The 20597-nt window shown below is 65.8% G+C and carries 18 protein-coding genes; 11 read left to right on the top strand and 7 right to left on the bottom strand.

Features of this window, described 5'->3' with window-relative positions:
- Positions 1 to 20: 20 nt before the first annotated feature.
- The 6 genes from JQ586_RS08055 (at position 21) to JQ586_RS08030 (ending at position 6219) form a co-directional block, all read left to right on the top strand.
- The gene (locus JQ586_RS08055) at positions 21 to 1217 is read left to right on the top strand and encodes a phosphoglycerate kinase (RefSeq protein ID WP_212393997.1); all 1197 of its coding nucleotides are present in this window, start codon (positions 21 to 23) and stop codon (positions 1215 to 1217) included.
- Between the two features lie 48 nt (positions 1218 to 1265).
- Positions 1266 to 2333: a class II fructose-bisphosphate aldolase gene (gene fba / locus JQ586_RS08050; protein ID WP_212393996.1), complete on the top strand. Its 1068-nt coding sequence runs from the start codon at positions 1266 to 1268 to the stop codon at positions 2331 to 2333.
- Between the two features lie 169 nt (positions 2334 to 2502).
- Positions 2503 to 3561 (top strand): class I fructose-bisphosphate aldolase, encoded by a 1059-nt coding sequence (locus tag JQ586_RS08045; RefSeq protein ID WP_212393995.1) that lies wholly within the window; start codon positions 2503 to 2505, stop codon positions 3559 to 3561.
- A complete protein-coding gene (locus tag JQ586_RS08040) occupies positions 3562 to 4239 on the top strand; it encodes a thiamine phosphate synthase (RefSeq protein WP_212393994.1) in 678 nt (225 codons plus the stop codon).
- A gap of 7 nt (positions 4240 to 4246) precedes the next feature.
- Positions 4247 to 5335, top strand: coding sequence for a tetratricopeptide repeat protein (locus JQ586_RS08035; RefSeq protein ID WP_212393993.1), 1089 nt, complete (start codon positions 4247 to 4249; stop codon positions 5333 to 5335).
- Between the two features lie 89 nt (positions 5336 to 5424).
- Positions 5425 to 6219 (top strand): inositol monophosphatase family protein, encoded by a 795-nt coding sequence (locus JQ586_RS08030; RefSeq protein WP_212393992.1) that lies wholly within the window; start codon positions 5425 to 5427, stop codon positions 6217 to 6219.
- Positions 6220 to 6233: 14 nt separating this feature from the next.
- Here JQ586_RS08030 and JQ586_RS08025 read toward each other — a convergent pair whose 3' ends face one another.
- From JQ586_RS08025 to JQ586_RS08015, 3 genes are all read right to left on the bottom strand, one after another.
- Positions 6234 to 7370, bottom strand: a complete 1137-nt coding sequence (locus tag JQ586_RS08025) for an AAA family ATPase (RefSeq protein WP_212393991.1) — start codon at positions 7368 to 7370, stop codon at positions 6234 to 6236.
- A gap of 122 nt (positions 7371 to 7492) precedes the next feature.
- Complete coding sequence (locus JQ586_RS08020) at positions 7493 to 10648, bottom strand: multidrug efflux RND transporter permease subunit (protein ID WP_212393990.1); 3156 nt, start codon at positions 10646 to 10648, stop codon at positions 7493 to 7495.
- A gap of 6 nt (positions 10649 to 10654) precedes the next feature.
- Complete coding sequence (locus JQ586_RS08015; RefSeq protein ID WP_212393989.1) at positions 10655 to 11863, bottom strand: efflux RND transporter periplasmic adaptor subunit; 1209 nt, start codon at positions 11861 to 11863, stop codon at positions 10655 to 10657.
- A gap of 494 nt (positions 11864 to 12357) precedes the next feature.
- Here JQ586_RS08015 and JQ586_RS08010 point away from each other — a divergent pair, with 494 nt between their 5' ends.
- Genes JQ586_RS08010 through JQ586_RS07995 form a run of 4 tightly spaced genes read left to right on the top strand, consistent with a single transcriptional unit; the run spans position 12358 to position 15222 of the window.
- The gene (locus tag JQ586_RS08010; RefSeq protein ID WP_212393988.1) at positions 12358 to 13344 is read left to right on the top strand and encodes a flagellar motor protein MotA; all 987 of its coding nucleotides are present in this window, start codon (positions 12358 to 12360) and stop codon (positions 13342 to 13344) included.
- A 15-nt stretch (positions 13345 to 13359) separates the two neighbouring features.
- Positions 13360 to 13743, top strand: a complete 384-nt coding sequence (locus JQ586_RS08005; protein WP_212393987.1) for a VOC family protein — start codon at positions 13360 to 13362, stop codon at positions 13741 to 13743.
- Complete coding sequence (locus tag JQ586_RS08000; protein WP_212393986.1) at positions 13744 to 14772, top strand: peptidoglycan -binding protein; 1029 nt, start codon at positions 13744 to 13746, stop codon at positions 14770 to 14772.
- The gene (locus tag JQ586_RS07995) at positions 14773 to 15222 is read left to right on the top strand and encodes a GNAT family N-acetyltransferase (protein ID WP_212393985.1); all 450 of its coding nucleotides are present in this window, start codon (positions 14773 to 14775) and stop codon (positions 15220 to 15222) included. It begins immediately after the preceding gene.
- A 686-nt stretch (positions 15223 to 15908) separates the two neighbouring features.
- On the opposite strand, the gene JQ586_RS07990 is transcribed toward JQ586_RS07995, so the two are convergent.
- Positions 15909 to 16901, bottom strand: a complete 993-nt coding sequence (locus JQ586_RS07990) for an aldo/keto reductase (protein WP_212393984.1) — start codon at positions 16899 to 16901, stop codon at positions 15909 to 15911.
- A gap of 109 nt (positions 16902 to 17010) precedes the next feature.
- Here JQ586_RS07990 and JQ586_RS07985 point away from each other — a divergent pair, with 109 nt between their 5' ends.
- Positions 17011 to 17904, top strand: a complete 894-nt coding sequence (locus JQ586_RS07985) for a LysR family transcriptional regulator (protein ID WP_212393983.1) — start codon at positions 17011 to 17013, stop codon at positions 17902 to 17904.
- Positions 17905 to 17947: 43 nt separating this feature from the next.
- Here the strand turns inward: JQ586_RS07985 and JQ586_RS07980 are convergent, their stop codons facing one another.
- The 3 genes from JQ586_RS07980 to JQ586_RS07970 form a co-directional block, all read right to left on the bottom strand.
- The gene (locus JQ586_RS07980) at positions 17948 to 19696 is read right to left on the bottom strand and encodes a tetratricopeptide repeat protein (protein WP_212393982.1); all 1749 of its coding nucleotides are present in this window, start codon (positions 19694 to 19696) and stop codon (positions 17948 to 17950) included.
- Between the two features lie 149 nt (positions 19697 to 19845).
- Positions 19846 to 20037, bottom strand: a complete 192-nt coding sequence (locus JQ586_RS07975; protein ID WP_212393981.1) for a hypothetical protein — start codon at positions 20035 to 20037, stop codon at positions 19846 to 19848.
- Positions 20038 to 20149: 112 nt separating this feature from the next.
- On the bottom strand, positions 20150 to 20476 hold the full coding sequence (locus JQ586_RS07970; RefSeq protein ID WP_212393980.1) for a PilZ domain-containing protein: 327 nt from the start codon (positions 20474 to 20476) through the stop codon (positions 20150 to 20152).
- Positions 20477 to 20597 lie beyond the last annotated feature (121 nt).

The raw sequence follows: 20597 nt of genomic DNA, 5'->3' as shown, positions 1-20597 counted from the left end.
CATGACGCAGGAAACGCCCCATGACAAAAACATTCCGTACCCTCGACGACGTCGATGTGAAGGGCAAGCGCGTGCTGCTGCGCGTCGACCTCAACGTTCCCATGGAAAACGGCCGCGTCACCGACGCCACGCGGCTGGAGCGCGTCGCTCCCACCATCACCGAAATCTCCGGCAAGGGCGGCAAGGTGATCCTGCTCGCCCATTTCGGCCGGCCCAAGGGGCGCGATCCCAAGGAGTCGCTCAAACCGGTCGCTGAAGCCTTGTCTAAGGTGATCAAGCGCCCCGTCGCATTCGCCGACGACTGCATCGGCGAGGTCGCGGCCAAGGCGGTTGCTGCCTTGAAGGACGGCGACATCCTCTGCCTGGAGAACACGCGTTTCCACAAGGAAGAGGAAAAGAACGACGCCGGCTTCGTCGCGGAGCTGGCGAAGCTCGGCGACATCTGGGTCAACGACGCCTTCTCCGCCGCGCATCGCGCGCACGCTTCGACCGAAGGCCTCGGCCACAAGCTGCCGGCCTATGCCGGCCGCACCATGCAGGCCGAGCTCGACGCGCTCGGCAAGGCGCTGGAAGCGCCGACCAAACCGGTCATCGCGATCATCGGCGGCGCCAAGGTGTCGACCAAGATCGACCTGCTCGAGAACCTCGTGACCAAGGTCGATGCGCTCGTGATCGGCGGCGGCATGGCCAACACCTTCCTGCACGCGCAGGGTGTTGCCGTCGGCAAGTCGCTTGCCGAGAAGGATCTCGCTCCGACCGCGCTGCGGATCATGGAGAAGGCCAACGCGGCGAACTGCGCGATCATCCTCCCCGTGGATGCCGTCGTCGCCAACCAGTTCGCGGCCAATGCGCCGTCGCATGCCTACGGTCTCGATGCGATCCCGGCCGACGGCATGATCCTCGACGTCGGCCCGCAATCGATCGCACGCATCCATGCCGCGATCGACGATGCCGCCACCCTGGTCTGGAACGGGCCGCTCGGCGCCTTCGAACTGACGCCGTTCGACCGCGGCACCGTGGTCTCGGCCAAGCACGCCGCCGAACGCACACGGGCGAAGAAGCTGATCTCGGTCGCCGGCGGCGGCGACACCGTCGCAGCCCTCAATCAAGCCGGCGTCGCCGGTGACTTTTCCTACGTCTCGACCGCGGGCGGCGCGTTTCTTGAATGGATGGAAGGCAAGCCGCTGCCCGGCGTCGAAGTTCTGAAGAAGGCCTGATTCACGGGCGTCACGCGCGAACGCGCTGCAAATACAGGGAGAATTCGAATGGCTCGCATCACGTTGCGGCAACTGCTCGACCACGCGGCCGAGCACGATTACGGCGTACCTGCCTTCAACATCAACAACATGGAGCAGGCGCTGTCGATCATGGCCGCCGCCTCCGAGGTCGACGCCCCCGTCATCATCCAGGCCTCGCGCGGTGCGCGCTCCTACGCCAATGACGTCATGCTCAAGCACATGATGGATGCCGTCACCGAGATCTACCCGCAGATCCCGGTCTGCGTGCATCTCGACCACGGCAACGAGCCGGCGACCTGCATGACCGCGATCCAGGCCGGCTTCACCTCTGTCATGATGGATGGCTCGCTCAAGGCCGACGGCAAGACCCCCGGCGACTGGGACTACAATGTCGGCGTCACCCGGACGGTGACCGGCATGGCCCATCTCGGCGGCATTTCGGTGGAAGGCGAGCTCGGCGTGCTCGGCTCGCTCGAGACCGGCATGGGCGACAAGGAAGACGGCCACGGCGCCGAAGGCAAGCTGTCGCATGACCAGCTGCTCACCAACCCGGATGAAGCCGTGAAGTTCGTCCAGGAGACCAAGGTCGACGCGCTCGCGATCGCAATGGGAACCTCGCACGGCGCCTACAAGTTCACCCGCAAGCCCGATGGCGACATCCTCGCCATGAACGTGATCGAGGAAATCCATCGCAAGCTGCCGAACATGCATCTGGTCATGCACGGCTCCTCGTCGGTGCCGCAGGATTTGCAGGACATCATCAACGCCAATGGCGGCAGGATGAAGCCGACCTGGGGCGTGCCGGTCGCCGAGATCCAGCGCGGCATCAAGAACGGCGTGCGCAAGATCAACATCGATACCGACAACCGCATGGCGATGACCGGCCAGATCCGGAAAGTCCTGAACGACAATCCGGAAGAGTTCGATCCGCGCAAGTACCTGAAGCCGGCGATGGAGGCGATGACCAGATTGTGCAAGCAGCGCCTGCAGGAGTTCAACACCGCAGGCCAGGCCAGCAAGATCAAGAAGGTGCTCACCACAGCCGAAATGGCCAAACGCTACGCCAAGGGCGAACTCGACCCCAAGATCGCCTGATCAGATCGCCTGATAACATTAACGACGGGACACCGCTTCTGACGCAGTCGGACGCGGTGTTCCGGCCCGCGGTCCCTGCGACCGCCGCCGCGACGAACGTTTTCTAGGCAATTGCCCGAGAACCGCCTATTTTGGCTCGCAAAGGCAATTCGCTCCGGAGGACGCCTCGATGAATCTCGCTGACCTCAACAAAGTTGCGCTTGCCATGGTCACCCCCGGCAAGGGCATTCTCGCCGCCGACGAATCCTCCGGCACGATCAAGAAGCGGTTCGACGCCATCAAGGTCGAGTCGACCGAGGACAATCGCCGCGACTATCGCGAGATGCTGTTCCGCTCGCAGGAAGCGATGAGCAAGTACATCTCCGGCGTCATCCTGTACGACGAGACGATCTGGCAGAACGCGAAGGACGGCACGCCGCTGGTCAAACTGATCGAGCAGGCGGGTGCGATCCCCGGCATCAAGGTCGATGAGGGCACGCAGGCCCTGCCGGCCTGCCCCGGCGAGCTCGTCACCGTCGGCCTCGACAGGCTCGCCGAGCGGCTGGCGAAATATTACGAGCGCGGCGCGCGCTTCGCGAAATGGCGCGCAGTGATCGATATCGGCGGCGGCGGCACTGGCGGCCGGGGCACTGGCGGCCCGAGCATCCCGACCATGACTGCGATCCGGGTCAACGCGCACGCGCTGGCGCGCTACGCCGCGCTGTGCCAGGCCGCGCAGATCGTGCCGATCGTCGAGCCCGAGGTGCTGATGGATGGCGATCACGACATCGACCGATGCTACGACGTGACGCAGCGGGTGCTGAACCGCACCTTCCAGGAATTGCGGGTGCAGCGCGTCGCGCTGGAAGGCATGATCCTGAAGCCCAACATGGCGATCTCGGGCAAGAAGTGCCCGAAGCAGGCCTCCGTCCAGGAAGTCGCCGAGAAGACCGTCCGCCTGCTCAAGAGCTGCGTGCCGGCCGCCGTGCCCGGCATCGCGTTCCTGTCCGGCGGACAGAGCGACGAGGAGGCGACCGCGCATCTCGACGCCATGAACAAGATCGGCCCTCTGCCGTGGCGGCTGACCTTCTCCTATGGCCGCGCATTGCAGGCTGCGCCGCAGAAGGCGTGGTCGGGCAAGGCCGACAACGTCGCCGCCGGCCAGCGCGCCTTCTCGCATCGCGCCAGGATGAACGGCCTCGCCAGCACCGGCACGTGGGATGCCGGCCTCGAAAAGCGGGCGGCGTAGTTGCCCACCAAGCCCGTTCCACCGCGCCCCGTCCCGCGCCTCTACCTTGCGACGCCCGAGGTCGACGACCCCACGCAGCTCGCGGCTGATCTTGCCGAACTGCTGGCCGCGGCCGACGTCGCCGCCGTGCTGGTACGGCTGCGCGAGACCGATCCCCGCAGCATGACCTCGCGCGTCAAGGCGCTGGCGCCCGTCATCCAGAACGCGGGTGCGGCACTGCTGATCGACGGCCATCCCGAGCTCGTGGCCCGCGCCGGCGCCGACGGCGCGCACCTGACCGGCATCGCGGCAATGGAAGACGCCACGCCCGCGCTGAAGCCCGACCGCATCGTCGGCGTCGGTGGTCTCGCGACCCGCCACGATTCCATGGCTGCGGGCGAAGCCGGCGCCGACTACGTGCTGTTCGGCGAACCCGACGCCAACGGACAGCGGCCGTCGATCGAGGCGATCGCCGAGCGGCTGCAATGGTGGGACGAGTTGTTCGAGCCGCCCTGTGTCGGCTTCGCCGCCAGCTGCGGGGAGGCAGAGGAATTCGCGGCCGCGGGTGCGGACTTCATCCTGGTCGGCGACGCCGTCTGGGCCGATTCGCGCGGCGCCAGGGCGGCGCTGATCGCAATCGGCGAGGCGATCACGCATGCGCATGCTAGGGCGCTCGGAAAGGCCGGGGCCGAGGGATGACGCCGGAATGAAGTGCCTGCGTCCGATAGCTGTTCTGCTCGGCTGCACGATGCTGGCAGGCGGCGCGACGGCCCAGCTTTCGATCACGCCGCCGGCACAGGCTCCGGCGGCGAAGAAGGAAGCTCCGAAGGAGAAGCCGAAGGTCTCCTCGCCGGTTGCCAAGAAGGGGCCGCCGAAGCCCGCGGCCACGCCGACGCCCACACCAACGCCGGCGCAGGCACCTTTGCCCTCGCTGAAGCAGGCCTTCGACGATCCCAACGTCGATCTCGTCTACGGCGCCTATCAGCGCGGCCTCTACAAGACCGCGTTCGACCTCGCGACCGCGCACGTCGAATACAACAACGACCCGAAGTCGATGACGATGCTGGGCGAGCTCTATGCCAACGGGCTCGGCGTCAAACGCAACTACGCCAAGGCCGACGAGTGGTATCAGAAGGCCAGTGACGCCGGCGACCGCGAGGCGATGTTCGCGCTCGCCATGATGAAGATTGCCGGCCGCGGCGGCGCGGTGGACAAGGAAGGAGCGGTCAAGCTGTTGGCCTCGTCGACCAAGCTCGGCGAGCCGAAGGCGGCCTATAATCTCGCGCTGCTTTATCTCGACGGCCAGACCCTGCCGCAGGACGTCAAGCGCTCCGCCGAACTGCTCCGCATGGCCGCCGACGCCGGCAATCCGGAAGCGCAATATGCGCTCGCCACCTTCTACAAGGAAGGCACCGGCGTGCCGAAGGACCTCGAGAAGTCGGTGCGGCTGCTGCAGGCCGCCTCGCTCGCCGACAATGTCGATGCCGAGGTCGAATACGCTATCGCGTTGTTCAACGGCACCGGCACACCGCGGAACCTGCCGGCGGCGGTGGCGCTGCTGCGCAAGGCGGCGCGGCAGAACAGCCCGATCGCGCAGAACCGTCTCGCTTTCGTGCTGGCGACGGGCCAGGGCGCGCCGATGGACAAGGTCGAGGCGCTGAAATGGCATACGGTGGCCAAGACCGCCGGCAAGGGCGACCCCGCCATCGACGAAATGCTCGAGGACATGTCCCCGGAAGACCGCGCCAAGGGCGAGGCAGCCGCCCGGAAATGGATCGGAAACAACGTCAAATGACGCCTTGACGGCGCCTCGTCCAGAGGGCACCCAGTCCGAAAAGCCTCTGGCGCTGCCTGCCGCTCCTCTGACCCCGCAAGCCCTTCATCATGCTCTATTCCGCTCTCATCAACGTCATGGTCAAGGCCGCGCGCCGCGCCGGCCGCAGCCTCAAGCGCGACCTCGGCGAGATCGAACATCTCCAGGTGTCGCTGAAGGGGCCGGCGAATTTTGTCTCGCTCGCCGACAAGCGCGCCGAGGAGATGCTCTACACCGACCTCGAGAAGGCGCGGCCCGGCTACGGCTTCCTCGGTGAGGAAGGCGGCCAGCGCGAAGGCTCTGACAAGAGCCATACCTGGATCGTCGATCCGCTCGACGGCACCACCAACTTCCTGCACGGCATCCCGCAATTCGCGATCTCGATCGCGCTGGCGCGCGAGGGCACGGTGATCGCGGGCGTGATCTACAACCCCGCCAATGACGAGCTCTACATCGCCGAGCGCGGCAAGGGCGCCTTCCTCAACGACCAGCGGCTGCGCGTCGCCGGCCGCCGCAAGCTGGATGAATGCGTGATCGCCTGCGGCCTGCCCCATATCGGCCGCGGCAATCACCAGCTGGCGCAGCAGGAGATGGCCGCGCTGCAGACCAGGGTTGCGGGCTTCCGCCGCTTCGGCGCTGCCTCGCTCGACCTCGCCTTCGTCGCCGCCGGCCGGCTCGACGGCTACTGGGAGCGCAACCTCAATTCCTGGGACATCGCGGCCGGCCAGATCATGGTCCGGGAAGCCGGCGGCACCGTCTCCGGCATCCAGGGCAATGACGACCCGCTGCAAACCGGCCATGTCGTCTGCGGCAACGAGTTCGTGCACGGCGAGCTGATCAAGATCCTGAAGCCGCTCGGGCAATAAAGCGGCGGCTCGATCTAATCGTCGTCATCGTCATCAACGTCGTCTTCCTCGTCGCGAAACTCGCCGGCTGCGGTCAGGCCCTCGATGGTCGTGGCGCCCTTCGCCTTGATCACCCGGCGAAGCGGGACCGAGCTCTCGCCCTGCAACGCCGCCATCAGATGTTCCGAGTGGGTGACGATCCAGATGTCGGCGCGGCGGGACGCCCTGGCGATCAGCCTGGCCAACGGCGCCAGCAGCGATGGATGCAGGCTGGCCTCCGGCTCGTTGAGCGCGATGAATGGCGGCAGCCGATAGCCCATGAACACGGCGAGCAGGCAGATATATTTCAGCGTCCCGTCGGATAGTTCGTGCGCCTTGAACGGACGCGGCATGTCCGCGAGCTGCAGATCAAACTCGCACCGCCCATTTTCTTCCCATGCCCGCAGCTCGGCGCCCGGGAACGCATCCTCGATCGCATCCTGCAGGTCGGACGCATCTCGCCTGATGACGCAGAGCGTCGCCAGGGTGGCAGCCAGATCGCTGCCATCGGCGCTCAGCGACGGCGTCGTGATTGCGAGACATGGCTTTCGGATCGGCGACGCCGGATCGGTGCGAAAATCGTGATAGAAACGCCAGCCCAGCATCGCGCCTCTGATCATGTCGATCTCGGGACACGCCTTGGCGTCGAGGAAACCGGCGAGCGCCGTTTCCGACGGCAGCACCGCATCCCTGTGGTCGCTCCAGGCGCCGCTCTCTCCGCGGATGCTGACGAGCGAGTTCTTCCGCGCCATCATGCGGACTTTTTGCTTGCCGTGGGTCGCCTCGATGCATTCGGACTTGATCATCGGCTCGCCGGAGAATGCGGCTTCGACCGGGCTGGGAAACCCGAGCTCGATGGCGTATCTGATGTTGTCGAATCTGGCTGCGAGCCGCAGCCGTCCATCCTCGCCGCGCTTGCGGATCCCGGACCAGCAGACGGAGTTCAATCCGCCTTCGTCGGCGATCGTGCGGGTGATACGGCCCGTCGCCGCATCGCGCAACAGCGACAGGGACTTGTAGAGATTGGACTTGCCGACGCCATTCTCGCCGACGAATACGGACAGCGGTTGGATGGGCATGAAGAGCCGCCGAATGGAGCGATAGTTCGCGATCGCAATGTCGGTCGGACGCATTCCATGCCCTCAATCCCCGGGTTGCCTGCGCGCTTCCGGCTCAATCCAGAGATGCAATCTGGATTGACCGGCTTGCAAAAGCAAGCCGCGGACGGCGCCGCGCCCTGACGTGATCTCGGACATCAGTGACCGATCCTGGCCGGTGCCGGCGGCCCATGCACTTCACCCCTTTCCGCCGCCTTCTCGCGGTCGCCCGCCAGCACACGCTGCACGCTGACGAAGAACACCGGGACCAATAGCAGCGCCAGGATAACCACCGCGATCATGCCGCCCATCACGGACGTGCCGAGCGCCTGCTGGCTGGCGCCGCCGGCGCCGGTCGCGATCGCCATCGGCAGCACGCCGCAGACGAAGGCAAGGCCGGTCATCAGGATCGGACGGAAGCGCAGGCTGCACGCCTCCACCGTGGCCTCCACCAGCGGCCTGCCCTGCGCGCGCAGATCCCTGGCGAACTCGATGATCAGGATCGCGTCCTTGGCGGCGAGACCGATGATGGTGATCAGGCCGACGGTGAAATAGACGTCGTTGGACAGGCCGCGCAGCGTTGCGGCCACCACCGCGCCGAGAATGCCGAGCGGAATCGTGAGCAGTACCGCGAGCGGGACGGTCCAGCTCTCATACAGCGCCGCGAGCAGCAGGAACACCACCAGCACCGACAGCGCCAGCAGGAATGGCGCCTGCGAGCCCGACAGCTTCTCCTGCAGCGACTGACCGGTCCATTCATAGCCGAAGCCACGCGGCAGCTTGTCGGCAAGCCGCTCCATCTCCGATATCGCATCACCCGAGGTGAAGCCGGGTCGCGCCTCGCCGGAGATGCGCACTGCCGGATAGTAGTTGAAGCCCGCGATTTGCGTCGGCCCCTTCGACCATTCGATGGTGGCGAAGGACGAGAACGGCACCAGTTGCCCGCGGCTGTTCTTCACATTGTAATTGAGGATGTCGTCCGCGTTCATGCGGCTGGTCTTGTCCGCCTGCACGATGACGCGCTGCATGCGCCCGCGGTTCGGGAAGTCGTTGATGTAGTTCGAGCCGAGATTGGTCGAGATCGTGTTGTTGATGTCCTCGAAGGTGACGCCGAACGCGCCCGCCTTCTCGCGGTCGATCATCAGATTGACCTGCGGCGCCGACGGCAGCCCTTCGACATAGACCTTCTGCAGCACGGGGCTGGCATTGGCCTCCGTGACCAGGCGGTCGGACGCCGCGATCAGCGCCGCGTAGCCCTTCTGGCCGCGGTCCTGCAGGCGGAACGAGAAGCCCGAGGAGTTGCCGAGGTTGTCAATCGGCGGCGGTTGCAGCGCCGAGATCCTTGCGTCACGAACCGACGCCAGGTCACGGTTGATGTCGGCAACGATCGCCGCCGCCGAATCCTTCGGCCCGCGCTCCGACCAGTCCTTCAGCGTGATGAAGGCCTGCGCCGTGTTCATGCCCTGGCCGAGGAAGCTGAAGCCGGTGAGGAACGTCACGTTCTCGATGCCGTCACGGTCCTTCAGATATTTCTCGACCTGCTCGACCGCGGCCTCGGTGCGCGCATAGGAGGACTCCGACGGCGTCTGCACGTCGGTGGTGATGAAGCCCTGGTCATCGACCGGCAGGAAGCCGCCGGGCAGCCGCACGAAGCCGTAACCCACGGCTGCGAACAGCACGGCGTAGATCAGCATCAGGCGGCCGGTGCGCTTCAGCCCGCCCTGCACGGTCCTGACATAGCCGGCCCGGCTGCTGTCGAGCGCGCGGTTGAACCAGCCGAACACGCCCCTGCGCGCGTGGCCATGGCCCTGCTGCACCGGCTTGAGCAGCGTCGCGCACAGCGCCGGCGTCAGCGACAGCGCGAGCAGCGCCGAGAACGCGATCGCCGCCACCATGGTGACCGAGAACTGGCGGTAGATGATGCCGACCGAGCCCGGGAAGAACGCCATCGGCACGAACACCGCCATCAGCACCAGCGTGATGCCGATGATGGCGCCGGTGATCTGCGACATCGCCTTCTTGGTCGCCTGCTTCGGCGGCAGGCCCTCTTCGGCCATGATGCGCTCGACGTTCTCGACGACGACGATGGCGTCGTCGACGAGGATGCCCACCGCGAGCACCATGCCGAACATCGTCAGCATGTTGATCGAGAAGCCCGCGATCATCAGCGTGGCACAGGCGCCCAGCAGCGCCACCGGAACCACGATCGTCGGAATGATGGTGTAGCGGATGTTCTGCAGGAACAGGAACATCACGATGAACACCAGCACCACCGCCTCGACCAGCGTCATCAGGACCTTCTCGATCGAGGCCTTCACCACCGGCGTGATGTTGTAGGGGATGTCGTAGCCGATATTGGCCGGGAAGAAGCGCGACAGCTCCTTCATCTTGGCCTCGACCGCGCTCGCGGTCGCCAGCGCATTGCCCTTCGGCGACAGCAGCACCGAGAGGCCGGCCGTCGGCTTGCCGTTGAGGCGGGTGTTGAACTGGTAGGAGAGGCCGCCGACCTCGATCCGCGCGACGTCGCGCAGGCGGACCGTGGAGCCGTCGGCATTGGCGCGCAGGATGATCGCGCCGAACTCGTCGGGCGAGGCGAGCTGGCCCTTCACCAGCACCTGGGCCGAGATCTTCTGCGCGTCGGTGCTCGGCTCGGCACCGATGCTGCCGGAGGCGACCTGGGCGTTCTGCGCCGAGATCGCCTTGTTGACGTCGTCGGCGGACAGGCCATAGCCGACCAGCTTGGCGGGATCGATCCAGATGCGCAATGAACGCTCGGTCGAATACAGCGTGGCGCGACCGACGCCGGGAATGCGGCGGATCTCGCCCAGCACGTTGCGGATCATGAAGTCGCCCAGCCCAACCTCGTCGAGGCTGCCGTCGGTCGAGTTCAGCGTGATGATCTGCAGCACCGCCGAGGAGGCTTCCTCGACCAGGATGCCCTGCTGGATCACGGCGCGCGGCAACCGCGCCTCGACGCGCTTGAGGCGGTTCTGCACCTCGACCGAGGCCTGGCTGGTGTCGGTGCCCGGCTTGAAGTTGGCAATGATCTCGACCTGGCCGAGCGAGTCGGAGGTCGATTCGAAGTTAAGGATGTTGGCGGCGCCGTTCAGCTCCTCCTCGATCAGCCGGGTGACGCTGTTGTAGAGGTTCTCGGGCGAGGCGCCGGGATAGCTGGTCGAAATCGAGATCGAGGGCGGCGCGATGATCGGATATTGCGCGACCGCGAGCAGCGGAATGGAGATCGCGCCGACCAGGCAGATGAACAGCGCGACGACCCAGGCGAAGATCGGCCGGTCGATGAAGAAAGCGGGCATGTCAGATCACCGCTCGATATGCGCGGTTTGCCTGGAATCGCCTGTCTCCGCGGCCGCGGCGTCGACCTGCGGCCAGGCATGCGGGCGCACCTTGTCGCCGGCGGCGAATTTCTGGAAGCCCTCGACCACGACCTTGTCGCCGGCCTTCAGGCCATCGGTGACGAACCATTGGCCGCCCTGCAGCGAGCCGGTACGCACCGGCTGCACCGCGACGAGGTTGTCGCCCTTGACGACGAACACCTCGCTGCCGCCGCCGCCATTGCGCTGGATCGCCTGCTGCGGCACCGCGATCGCATCGGAGTCGATGCCCTGCTCGATCTGCACGCGGACATACATCCCCGGCAGCAGCACCCGGTTTGGATTGCGAAATTCTCCGCGCAGCGTCACCTGGCCGGTATAGGCGTCGACCTTGGCGTCGGAGAACAGCAGCTTGCCCTGCAACGGATAGGCCGAGCCATCGTCGAGCACGAGGCGGACCTTCAACGCGTCCTGGGCGATGCGGTCGAGATCGCCGTTCTCGAAGGCGCGGCGGAGCTGGTGCATCTCGGTCGCAGACTGCTGGAAGTCGGCATAGATCGGATCGAGCTGCTGGATCGTCGCCAGGCTGTTGGCGTCGTTCTGCACCACGAGCGCGCCCTCGCTGACCAGCGCCGCGCCGATGATGCCGTCGATCGGCGCACGGATGGTGGCGTAATCGAGATTGAGCTTTGCGCGTGCGACGTCGGCCTCGCGACCCTGCACGTCGGCCTCGGCCTGCTTCAGAGCGGCGATCGCCTTTTCGTTCTCGGCCTCCGGCGCCGTGCGCTGGCTGGTCAGCGTCGCGATCCGGCGGGCGTGCAGCGTGGCCTGCTCGAGCACGGCCTTGGCGCGCGACAGCGCCGCCTCGGTCGACTGCAATTCGACCTCGAACGGTCGCGGATCGATCTGATACAGCGGATCGCCGGCCTTCACCTCGCTGCCCTGGTGAAACATGCGGTTGACGATGATGCCGGAGACGCGCGGGCGCACCTCGGAGACGCGGGTCGGCGCGATGCGGCCCGGCAGCTCGCGCACCATCGCGCGCGCCTGCGGCTTCACGGTGACGACGCTGACGTCCGGCTCGGCGGCTTGCGTGGCGGCGGTCGCGGGGTTCGGTTCATCGCAGCCGGCAAGCAGTGGCGCCGTCACGGCCAGCATCAAAGCAATGCATGCCGATTGCGCGCGAAGTCCAGACATCGGAAAGGTCGCCCCTTGAAAGAGTGTGAACAAACAAACAGCGGCATCGTCTCGACACCGCTCGCGTCCACGTGAAAATAAAATCTGCTTGCTGCGACGCAATGCGTTTCGCGGGCGGCTCATTGTCACACAACCCTATCGCGCTGATTTCGCGGACCCTTTCGCCGACTCACCGGATTGTGAGCAGGTTCCATTGCAAGCCGTATGGGCGGAACGCGGCATTTGCCCGTGCGAAAACGCCGCGGACTGTAACTTTGTAACGCCCCGACACGAATCGCCGGCCGTGCCGTTGCCGTCGCCCGACGACGCTCGCTTGCGCGATTCCTCGAGCGGGCCGCAACCTGCACGACGGCTGAAGGCGCGGATGCCGACGGGGCGGTTTTCAACGCGATGCGCCGCTTTGGGGTGCCGGATTCGGCTTTCCTGACTTTCCTCCCCCCGCCGCTGTGCCATATTGCTGACTGATGCGGCCTTCGCGAACGGATGACCCGGCAATGCCCCCTTCCCGCTCCGACATGGAGATCGAACTGAGCAAGCTGTCCTCGCCCCGGATCTTCCTGGTGCGGATGCTGGTGTTCCTGGTGCTGTGCGGCCTGATCGGCTTCGTGCTTTACAAGCAGATCGTCACGGCCTTCTTCGCCAATCCCGGGCTGAACGCCCTGATCGGCCTGGTCCTCCTGATCGGCGTCATACTGGCCTTCCGTCAGGTGATCCGGCTCTATCCCGAGGTCGCCTGGGTCAACAATTTCCGCATCGCCGACCCCGGCCTTGCGATCGAGCGCCGCCCGACGCTGCTGGCCCCGATGGCCGCGATCCTCGGCGGCGAGCGCACCGGCCGCATGACGATCTCGCAACAGACGATGCGGCACCTGCTCGATTCGATCGCGACCCGCCTCGATGAAGCCCGCGACATCTCGCGCTACATGACCGGTCTTCTGGTCTTCCTCGGCCTGCTCGGCACCTTCTGGGGTTTGATCGAGACGGTCGGCTCGGTCGGCAAGGTGATCGATGGGCTCAAGGTCGGCGGCGACGCCGGCGCGCTGTTCGAGACGCTGAAGGAGGGCCTCGCCGCCCCGCTCGGCGGCATGGGCATCTCGTTCTCGTCCTCGCTGTTCGGCCTTGCCGGCTCGCTGATCCTCGGTTTCCTCGATTTGCAATCGAGCCAGGCCCAGAATCGCTTCTACACCGACCTCGAGGACTGGCTCGCCACCACTGTGCGCGGCATTTCCGGCGAGGACGCTGCCGGCGGAGGCGAGTTGCAGGGCGCGATCGAGCGGCTGCGCACCGCGGTCGAGGAAGGCGGCAGCAACCGCAGCACCACGGCGGCGATGGCCAACCTCGCCGAGGCGATCCAGGGGCTGGTCGCGCATATGCGCACCGAGCAGCAGATGATCCGCGAATGGGCCGACGGCCAGGGCGAGCAGAACCGCGAGATCAAGCGACTGCTGGAGCGCCTTGCCCGCCAGCCGGAGAAGAGTTGAGCTACGGAGGTCGGTTTGCTGGACCACGTCACCATCGGCGTCCGCGATGTCGAACGATCGAAGGCGTTCTATGACGAGGCGCTGCGCGCGCTCGGCATCAGCCGCCTCTATGCCGAGGGCGCCGATTTCGCAGGCTACGGTATCCGCCCCAAGGCGTTCTTCTGGATCGGCCGGCGCGCCATCACGCAGACCGGCGCCCATATTGCCTTCACCGCCGCCGATCGCGCCACCGTCGACCGCTTCTACGACGACGCTGTCAGGGCCGGCGGCCGCGACAACGGGCCGCCCGGAATTCGGCCGCACTATCATGCCAATTACTACGGCGCTTTCGTCCTCGATCCCGACGGCCACAATATCGAGGCCGTCTGCCACGCGCCGCAAGGCCCGAAGGGACTCTGAATGGCCCTCGCCCGCTCCCGCCGCAGCGAATCCGCGTTCAACTACTGGCCCGGATTCGTCGATGCGCTGTCGACACTGGTGCTGTCGATCGTGTTCCTGCTCTCGGTGTTCCTGGTGGTGCAGTTCTTCCTGTCGCAGGAGGTCACCGGCAAGGACAAGGCACTGGAGCAGCTCAACGCCAGGATCGCGCAGCTCAACGAGCTGCTGTCGCTGGAAAAGCTCGGCAAGCTGAGCCTCGACGACCAGGTGGCGCAGCTCAAGGCCGGCCTCGCCTCCGCCGAGGGCGAACGCGACCGCATGAAGGGGCTCTATGAAGGGCTGGCGAATTCCGGCAACGACGCGCAGGGCCGCGCCAACGAGCTCAACAAGGCGCTGGATTCCGAGAAGGCGGTCTCGTCGCGCGCACTGGCGCAGATCGAGGTGCTGAACCAGCAGATCAGCGCGCTGCGCCGCCAGCTCGCCGCGCTCGAGGAGGCGCTCGACGCCTCCGAGAAGCGCGACAAGGACTCGCAGAGTCGGATCGCCGATCTCGGCCAGCGCCTCAACGTCGCGCTGGCGCAGCGGGTACAGGAATTGTCGAAGTACCGCTCCGAATTCTTCGGCCGGCTGCGCGCCATCCTCGGCAACCGCCCGGATATCCGCATCGTCGGCGACCGCTTCGTGTTCCAGTCCGAAGTATTCTTCGACACCGGCCAGGCGACGCTGCTGCCCGAGGGCAAGACCGAGCTCGAGACGGTGGCGACCGCACTCATCGATCTGGACAAGCAGATCCCGAGCGAGATCGCCTGGGTGCTGCGGGTCGACGGCCACACCGACGTGCGGCCGATCAACAGCCCGGTGTTCAAGTCGAACTGGGAGCTGTCGGCGGCCCGCGCGATCTCGGTGGTGCAGTATCTGGTCTCGCTCGGCGTGCCGCCGCAGCGCCTGGTCGCCGCCGGCTTCGCCGAATTCCAGCCGCTCGACACCGGGCAGAACGAAGACGCCTACAAGCGCAACCGCCGCATCGAGCTGAAGCTGACGGAGAAGTAGGTGGCGAATGCCTTCGAGCTCCGCCCCTACCGCGCGGCCGACGAGGACGCGGCGATCGAGCTGTGGCGGCAGACCTGGCAGCAGGCTTATCCGTCGATCGACTTCACCGCGCGCGTCGCCTGGTGGCGCGAGCGCTGGCGGAGCGAGCTGGTGCCGAATGCTGCGATCATCGTCGCCGAGCAGGATGGCGTACTGACCGGCTTCGTGACCATCGACGGCACCGGCTATCTCGACCAGCTCGTGGTCGATCCCGCGCATTGGGGCTCGCCGCTGGCGGGCGCACTGGTCGATGAAGCCAAGCACCTTGCGCCCGGCGGCGTCACGCTGCTCGTCAACAAGGACAACGCGCGCGCGATCCGCTTCTATGAACGCAGCGGCTTTACGCATGCCGGCGAGGACGTCAACCCGACCTCGGGACGCCCGGTGCTGAAGATGGCGTGGCGGCCGTGAGGCTCTCTCTCCTCATGTCGTCCCGGCGAAGGCCGGGACGACACTGAACGTTGTGAGTCATACATCCGCATTCTCGCGGCGCGATGCGCCCGAGGTTTTCCGAAACTTCCGCCCTCTCCTTGGTCGGAGGGCGCAGGGAAAGCCGGGTGCCGATCGCACCCATGGGCCCGGTGCAACAAAAAAGCACCGGGGTAGGACCACAGGTGTAACCGGAAACAACCGGCTTTCCCTGCGCGATGGGTTACGGCTTATACGTGCTCTCCCCGGCGAGACTGGGCTTGCTTGTCACCGTCGCCAGCGAGAGAGATTGCCCTCGCTGATGAGACACCTGCCACCAGGGCGTCAGGCCTGCACGATTTCGCCGTCCGCTGCATGCGCTCTCGTCAGTCACGCACGCAACGTCCACCGCATCCCACCGCGCGTTCGTGACGTGCGCTCGCCCCTCGATCGGGTGAGACGGGTGAATCCATACACTGATTTGCCATTACGATAAACCGAAATATTTCTGCAGCGAGGGCTTGCGCCGTCGGGCAAATCAGATGTAGGGCCCGCGTCCTCCATCCTGTCGTTCCGGCGCGATGCGCAACATGGAACTATGGTGCGCAATTGCGCGCCTGAGAATCTCGGGATTCCGGGGGCAGCCCGGCGGGCTGCCCCCGGATGACGACAGCGAAGTATTTCCGCGCTCACCGCCCCACCATCCGTTGCAGATGCTCCGGATATCGTGCCCCCTGCACTTCGACGGCGGCCAGCGCGTGGCTGATCTCGGCGAGATCGGCTGATGTCAGTTCGACCTGCGCGGCACCGATGTTCTCCTCGAGGCGATGCAGCTTGGTGGTGCCGGGGATCGGCACGATCCAGGGCTTCTGCGCCAACAGCCACGCCAGCGCGATCTGCGCTGCGGTTGCGCCCTTGGCCGCGGCGATCTTGCCGAGCCGGTCGACCAGCGCCTGGTTGGCGCGGCGCGCCTCCTGCGAGAAGCGCGGCACGAGGTTGCGGAAGTCGCTGCTCGCAAACGTCGTGCTCTCCGTGATCGCGCCGGTGAGGAAGCCGCGGCCGAGCGGGCTGTACGGCACGAGGCCGATGCCGAGTTCCTGCAGTGTCGGCAGGATCTCCCGCTCCACGCCGCGTTCCCACAGCGAATATTCGCTCTGCAGCGCGGTGACCGGCTGCACGGCATGCGCGCGGCGAATGGTCTGCGCAGCGGCCTCCGACATGCCGAAGTGCCGCACCTTGCCGGCCGCGATCAGTTCCTTCACCGTGCCGGCGACGTCCTCGATCGGCACCTCGGGATCGACCCGGTGCTGATAAAGGAGATCAATCACATCGATCTTCAGCCGCTTCAGCGAGGCGTCGGCCACCGCGCGGATATGCTCGGGCCGGCTGCTCACGCCGCGCTGCTGGCCGGTCGACGGATCGATGTCGAAGCCGAACTTGGTGGCGATCACGACCTGGCTCCGGACCGGCGCCAGCGCCTCGCCGACCAGTTCCTCGTTGGTGAAGGGGCCGTAGACCTCGGCGGTGTCGAAAAAGGTCACGCCGCGCTCGACCGCGCCGCGGACCAGGGCGATGCCCTGCTGCTTCTCGAGCCCAGGGCCGTAGGCGAAGTTGAGGCCCATGCAGCCGAGGCCGATCGCCGATACCTCCAGGTTGCTGTTGCCGAGTTTGCGCTTCTGCATGATGTCTCTCCGCATCGATGACAAGGATCTGTCGCCGCAGGATTTAGGGCGTGCGCCGGCCAGCGATTAGGCGGTAGGATCGGGATGGACTTATGAATGGGATTCATCAATGCCGCGGCAGGACGTCAATAACCTGATCGCCTTCCTCGCCGTCGCGCGGGAACGCAGCTTCACCCGCGCCGCCGCGCAGCTCGGCGTGTCGCAATCGGCGCTCAGCCACACCATCCGCGCGCTGGAGGAGCGGCTGGGCATGCGGCTGTTGACCCGCACCACGCGCAGCGTGGCGCCGACGGAAGCCGGCGAGCGGCTGCTGCTGAATGTCGGTCCGCGCTTCGACGAGATCGAGACCGAGCTCGCAGCCTTGAGCGCGCTGCGCGACCGGCCGGCTGGCTCGATCCGGATCACCACCGGCGAGCACGCCGCCGAAACCATCCTGTGGCCGAAGCTGGCCGGCTTCCTGCCGCGCTATCCCGACATCAAGGTCGAGCTATCCCTCGACGACAGCCTGACCGACATCGTCGCGGCCCGCTTCGATGCCGGCGTCCGGATCGGCGAGCAGGTGGCGAAGGACATGATCGCGGTGCGGATCGGACCGGATTTCCGCATGGTCGTGGTCGGCGCGCCGTCCTATTTCAAGCGGCACGAACGCCCGAAGCGGCCGCAGGACCTGACGCAGCACGCCTGCATCAACATCCGCCTGCCGACCTATGGCGGCCTCTATGTCTGGGAGTTCGAGAAGCGCGGGCGCGCCATCAAGGTGCGCGTCGACGGGCAACTGGTGTTCAACAGCGGCGCGCTGCGGATCAAGGCGGCGATCGCCGGGCTCGGTCTCGCCTATATCGCCGAGGATCGCGTCCGCGCCGAGCTCGCCAGGGGGCACCTGGTCCAGGTGCTCGACGACTGGTGCGTGCCGTTCCACGGCTATCACCTCTATTATCCGAGCCGCCGGCAATCCTCGCCGGCCTTCGCACTGCTGGTCGACGCGCTGCGCTATCGGGGATAGGCGGCGCGCTCACCGAACAAGCACGGATGGAGCACGCTGCAGTTCAGTCGTACCCCGCCTTCTCAAGTCCTCCGACGTAACTTTCGCGCATCCATGCGTGAGCAAGCGTGGACCGTTCAGCAATCTCTTTCAGCGTTTGCACCGGCGTAAGGGATCTGAGGACCGAGACGGCCTCCCGGGCTTCGTCGATTCTGCCGAGGTGCGCCAACGCTGCGGCCTTGTAACGCCATGATATCCGCACAGATGGCCCGAGCTCAATCGAGCGGGTCAACTGCGACAGCGCCTCCGTGAAATTCCCTTCGAAGAAAGCCACCATACCCAGGCCTTGGGGTATGAAATAATTGCGCGGGTCGAGCGGGTTGATGCGCAACGCTCTGTCAAAGTTTTGTCGTGCTACATCCAGTTCACCGCGAAACAGATAGCCATAGGCACAGTTGACGCAAACAATAGCTGAATTGGGCTGAAGCCGCAGCGCCCGTTCGCCATATTCCCGCGATTTCGCGTGCTTGCCGATGAACACCGAAAGGACCCAGGAAGCAACAGCGAGCGCGGTGCCGTCTTCGGGATCGGCTTGAACCGCCTGCTGCGCAATCCTCTCCGCCTCGAGCGTCCCCTCCTTGAACGGTCGCGCACCAAAAATGGATTGTCGCCCGATACAGTCAGCCAGATATGCGAGCGCGCTGGAATATTCAGGGTCTATGGCGACCGCCTGTCGAAGATAACCCTCCGCTCGCGCATAGGATGGCGCGTTGAGCTCTCGCAGGAAGGGCTGGGCGCGCAAAAAGCAGTCGTAAGCGGTTAAGTCGGAGGTCGGCTTTTTCTTGGACCTTTCGATCTCCCTCAGATTGATGGTTGGCTCGATCGCCGAAGCCACGGCGGACGTCACCTCGTCCTGCAACTCGAAAACGTTGGTGTATTCGCGCTCGAAACGGTCTGCCCAGATATGGTGTCCCGTATCGGCCTCTATGAGCTGACCGGTAACGCGGACCCTGTTTCCGGCCTTGCGCACGCTGCCCTCGAGCACGTATCGAACGCCAAGCTCCCGTCCGACCTGCTTGATATCGACGGCCCTGCCCTTGTAGGTGAAGGTGGTGTTTCGCGCGATCACGAAGAACCACTTCACGCGCGACAACGCCGTGATGATGTCCTCCACCATCCCGTCCGCGAAGTACTCCTGCTCGGCGTCACCGCTCATGTTCTGGAACGGCAGAACCGCGATCGACGGCTTGTCGGGAAGAGCAAGGCCAGGCGCGGCGGTCGGCGCCGCATCGGCCTGCGCTTTCCGCCTCAGCGCGTAGGTTCGGACCGGCCTCGAGATGTTCTTGAGCTGCCGTTCGCCGGCGTCATCGAACAGCACCTCGATCTTGCCGTCGACCTCACCATGCACCTTGGCCGAAACGAGGATGCCTCCGGGATCAGCCAATCCTTCCAGGCGGGCAGCGATATTGATCCCCTCTCCATAGACGTCACCCTGGGCGTCCACGATGACATCGCCCAGATTGATGCCCATGCGCAGCCGGATCGCTTCCCCATCGGCGGCAAGCCGCTCCTGCACCTCGATGCCGCATTTCACGGCGGCCACGGGGCTCGCAAACTCGGCGAAGACACCATCTCCGGTGGTCTTGATCAGGCGGCCCTTGTGGCGAGCCAGGGCAGGCTCCACGACGTCGCGGCGCAGCCGCTCGATCTGGGCGTAGGTCGCTTCCTCGGCACGTTCCATCATCGAGGAATAGCCAACGACATCGGCCGCCAGTATCGCCGCTAGTCGTCGTTGGACAGGTTCACCGGCCACGGGCGCCCCTTTCGATCGCTCATGCATCTAAGCACGGCGCCGGGCGGACAGGCCATCGGATTCGCGGACCAATCCTTCTGGACGAAAGTCGCAGGGGAACACCGCCGGCCGGGCTGGCGGACAGCTCGCGAGCCCGACCGTACGCATCATCAGCGCGTCGTGCCGGGCATGCAGGGCGGCTGCGTGTACGGCGCGGTGGCGTAGGCGCCGACGTTCGGCGCCCGCACGCAGTCAACGGCCTTGCTGCCCGCCGCCTGGGCATGCCGCGTCGCGGCGCTGGCAACGGACGCGTCGATCGCGACTGCAACGAGGGCAGCCACCACGAAAATCAATCTGGTCATGGCTCTTCTCCACGGGGTGATGGAGACGGCAAAGCCGGCTCCTTGCACATGGAGCGTCGAAGCGAGCGGGTTATTTCATCACGCGCGATCACCGCCGCGCGAGCGGCGGCCGCTACTCCACGCCGGCCGGCTCGGACGCGGCCTCGGCAGGCTCAGCCACAGGCTCCGCCATCACGAATCTGAGCCCGTAGGTCTTGCCGCGCCGCCAGACCACCTCGCAGGCATGTCGTCTGGAATGATCGGCGAGCAAGGTCAGGGCGAGGCGATCCTTCACGCTGAACTCGACCTCGGTGACGATCTTGGCGCCGCCGGGCGAGACGTCGACGACCGCGCATTCGCGCTCGGTCAGGCCATCATCCACCGTGATCCAGGCCGGGCGGTTGTTGAGTTGCCGTCGCGGCTCGCGGCTGACCTTGATCCTTCCATTATGGCTCGCCATCGTCGTCACTCCAGGGAGAGGCAGAGCACCGACGACATCGCTCGCTGCGGACGCCGCTCGACGCACAACCACGTCAGCCACAATGCAGCCCGGCCCGTAAAGTCCGGCTTAGCGCGATCGC

This window comes from Bradyrhizobium jicamae (assembly GCF_018130215.1).
In the GTDB taxonomy this organism is placed as follows: Bacteria; Pseudomonadota; Alphaproteobacteria; order Rhizobiales; family Xanthobacteraceae; genus Bradyrhizobium; species Bradyrhizobium jicamae_A.
The sequence above is the reverse complement of the archived record's forward strand: the minus strand, read 5'-3'. Positions and strand labels throughout refer to the sequence as shown.

What these genes read in the sequence shown, in the direction of transcription:
- JQ586_RS08055 (WP_212393997.1), top strand. Translation starts at nt 21, where the DNA reads ATGACAAAAACATTCCGTACCCTCGACGACGTCGATGTGAAGGGCAAG.
- fba (WP_212393996.1), top strand. Translation starts at nt 1,266, where the DNA reads ATGGCTCGCATCACGTTGCGGCAACTGCTCGACCACGCGGCCGAGCAC.
- JQ586_RS08045 (WP_212393995.1), top strand. Translation starts at nt 2,503, where the DNA reads ATGAATCTCGCTGACCTCAACAAAGTTGCGCTTGCCATGGTCACCCCC.
- JQ586_RS08035 (WP_212393993.1), top strand. Translation starts at nt 4,247, where the DNA reads ATGAAGTGCCTGCGTCCGATAGCTGTTCTGCTCGGCTGCACGATGCTG.
- JQ586_RS08030 (WP_212393992.1), top strand. Translation starts at nt 5,425, where the DNA reads ATGCTCTATTCCGCTCTCATCAACGTCATGGTCAAGGCCGCGCGCCGC.
- JQ586_RS08025 (WP_212393991.1), bottom strand. Translation starts at nt 7,370, where the DNA reads ATGCGTCCGACCGACATTGCGATCGCGAACTATCGCTCCATTCGGCGG.
- JQ586_RS08020 (WP_212393990.1), bottom strand. Translation starts at nt 10,648, where the DNA reads ATGCCCGCTTTCTTCATCGACCGGCCGATCTTCGCCTGGGTCGTCGCG.
- JQ586_RS08015 (WP_212393989.1), bottom strand. Translation starts at nt 11,863, where the DNA reads ATGTCTGGACTTCGCGCGCAATCGGCATGCATTGCTTTGATGCTGGCC.
- JQ586_RS08010 (WP_212393988.1), top strand. Translation starts at nt 12,358, where the DNA reads ATGCCCCCTTCCCGCTCCGACATGGAGATCGAACTGAGCAAGCTGTCC.
- JQ586_RS08000 (WP_212393986.1), top strand. Translation starts at nt 13,744, where the DNA reads ATGGCCCTCGCCCGCTCCCGCCGCAGCGAATCCGCGTTCAACTACTGG.
- JQ586_RS07990 (WP_212393984.1), bottom strand. Translation starts at nt 16,901, where the DNA reads ATGCAGAAGCGCAAACTCGGCAACAGCAACCTGGAGGTATCGGCGATC.
- JQ586_RS07985 (WP_212393983.1), top strand. Translation starts at nt 17,011, where the DNA reads ATGCCGCGGCAGGACGTCAATAACCTGATCGCCTTCCTCGCCGTCGCG.
- JQ586_RS07975 (WP_212393981.1), bottom strand. Translation starts at nt 20,037, where the DNA reads ATGACCAGATTGATTTTCGTGGTGGCTGCCCTCGTTGCAGTCGCGATC.
- JQ586_RS07970 (WP_212393980.1), bottom strand. Translation starts at nt 20,476, where the DNA reads ATGGCGAGCCATAATGGAAGGATCAAGGTCAGCCGCGAGCCGCGACGG.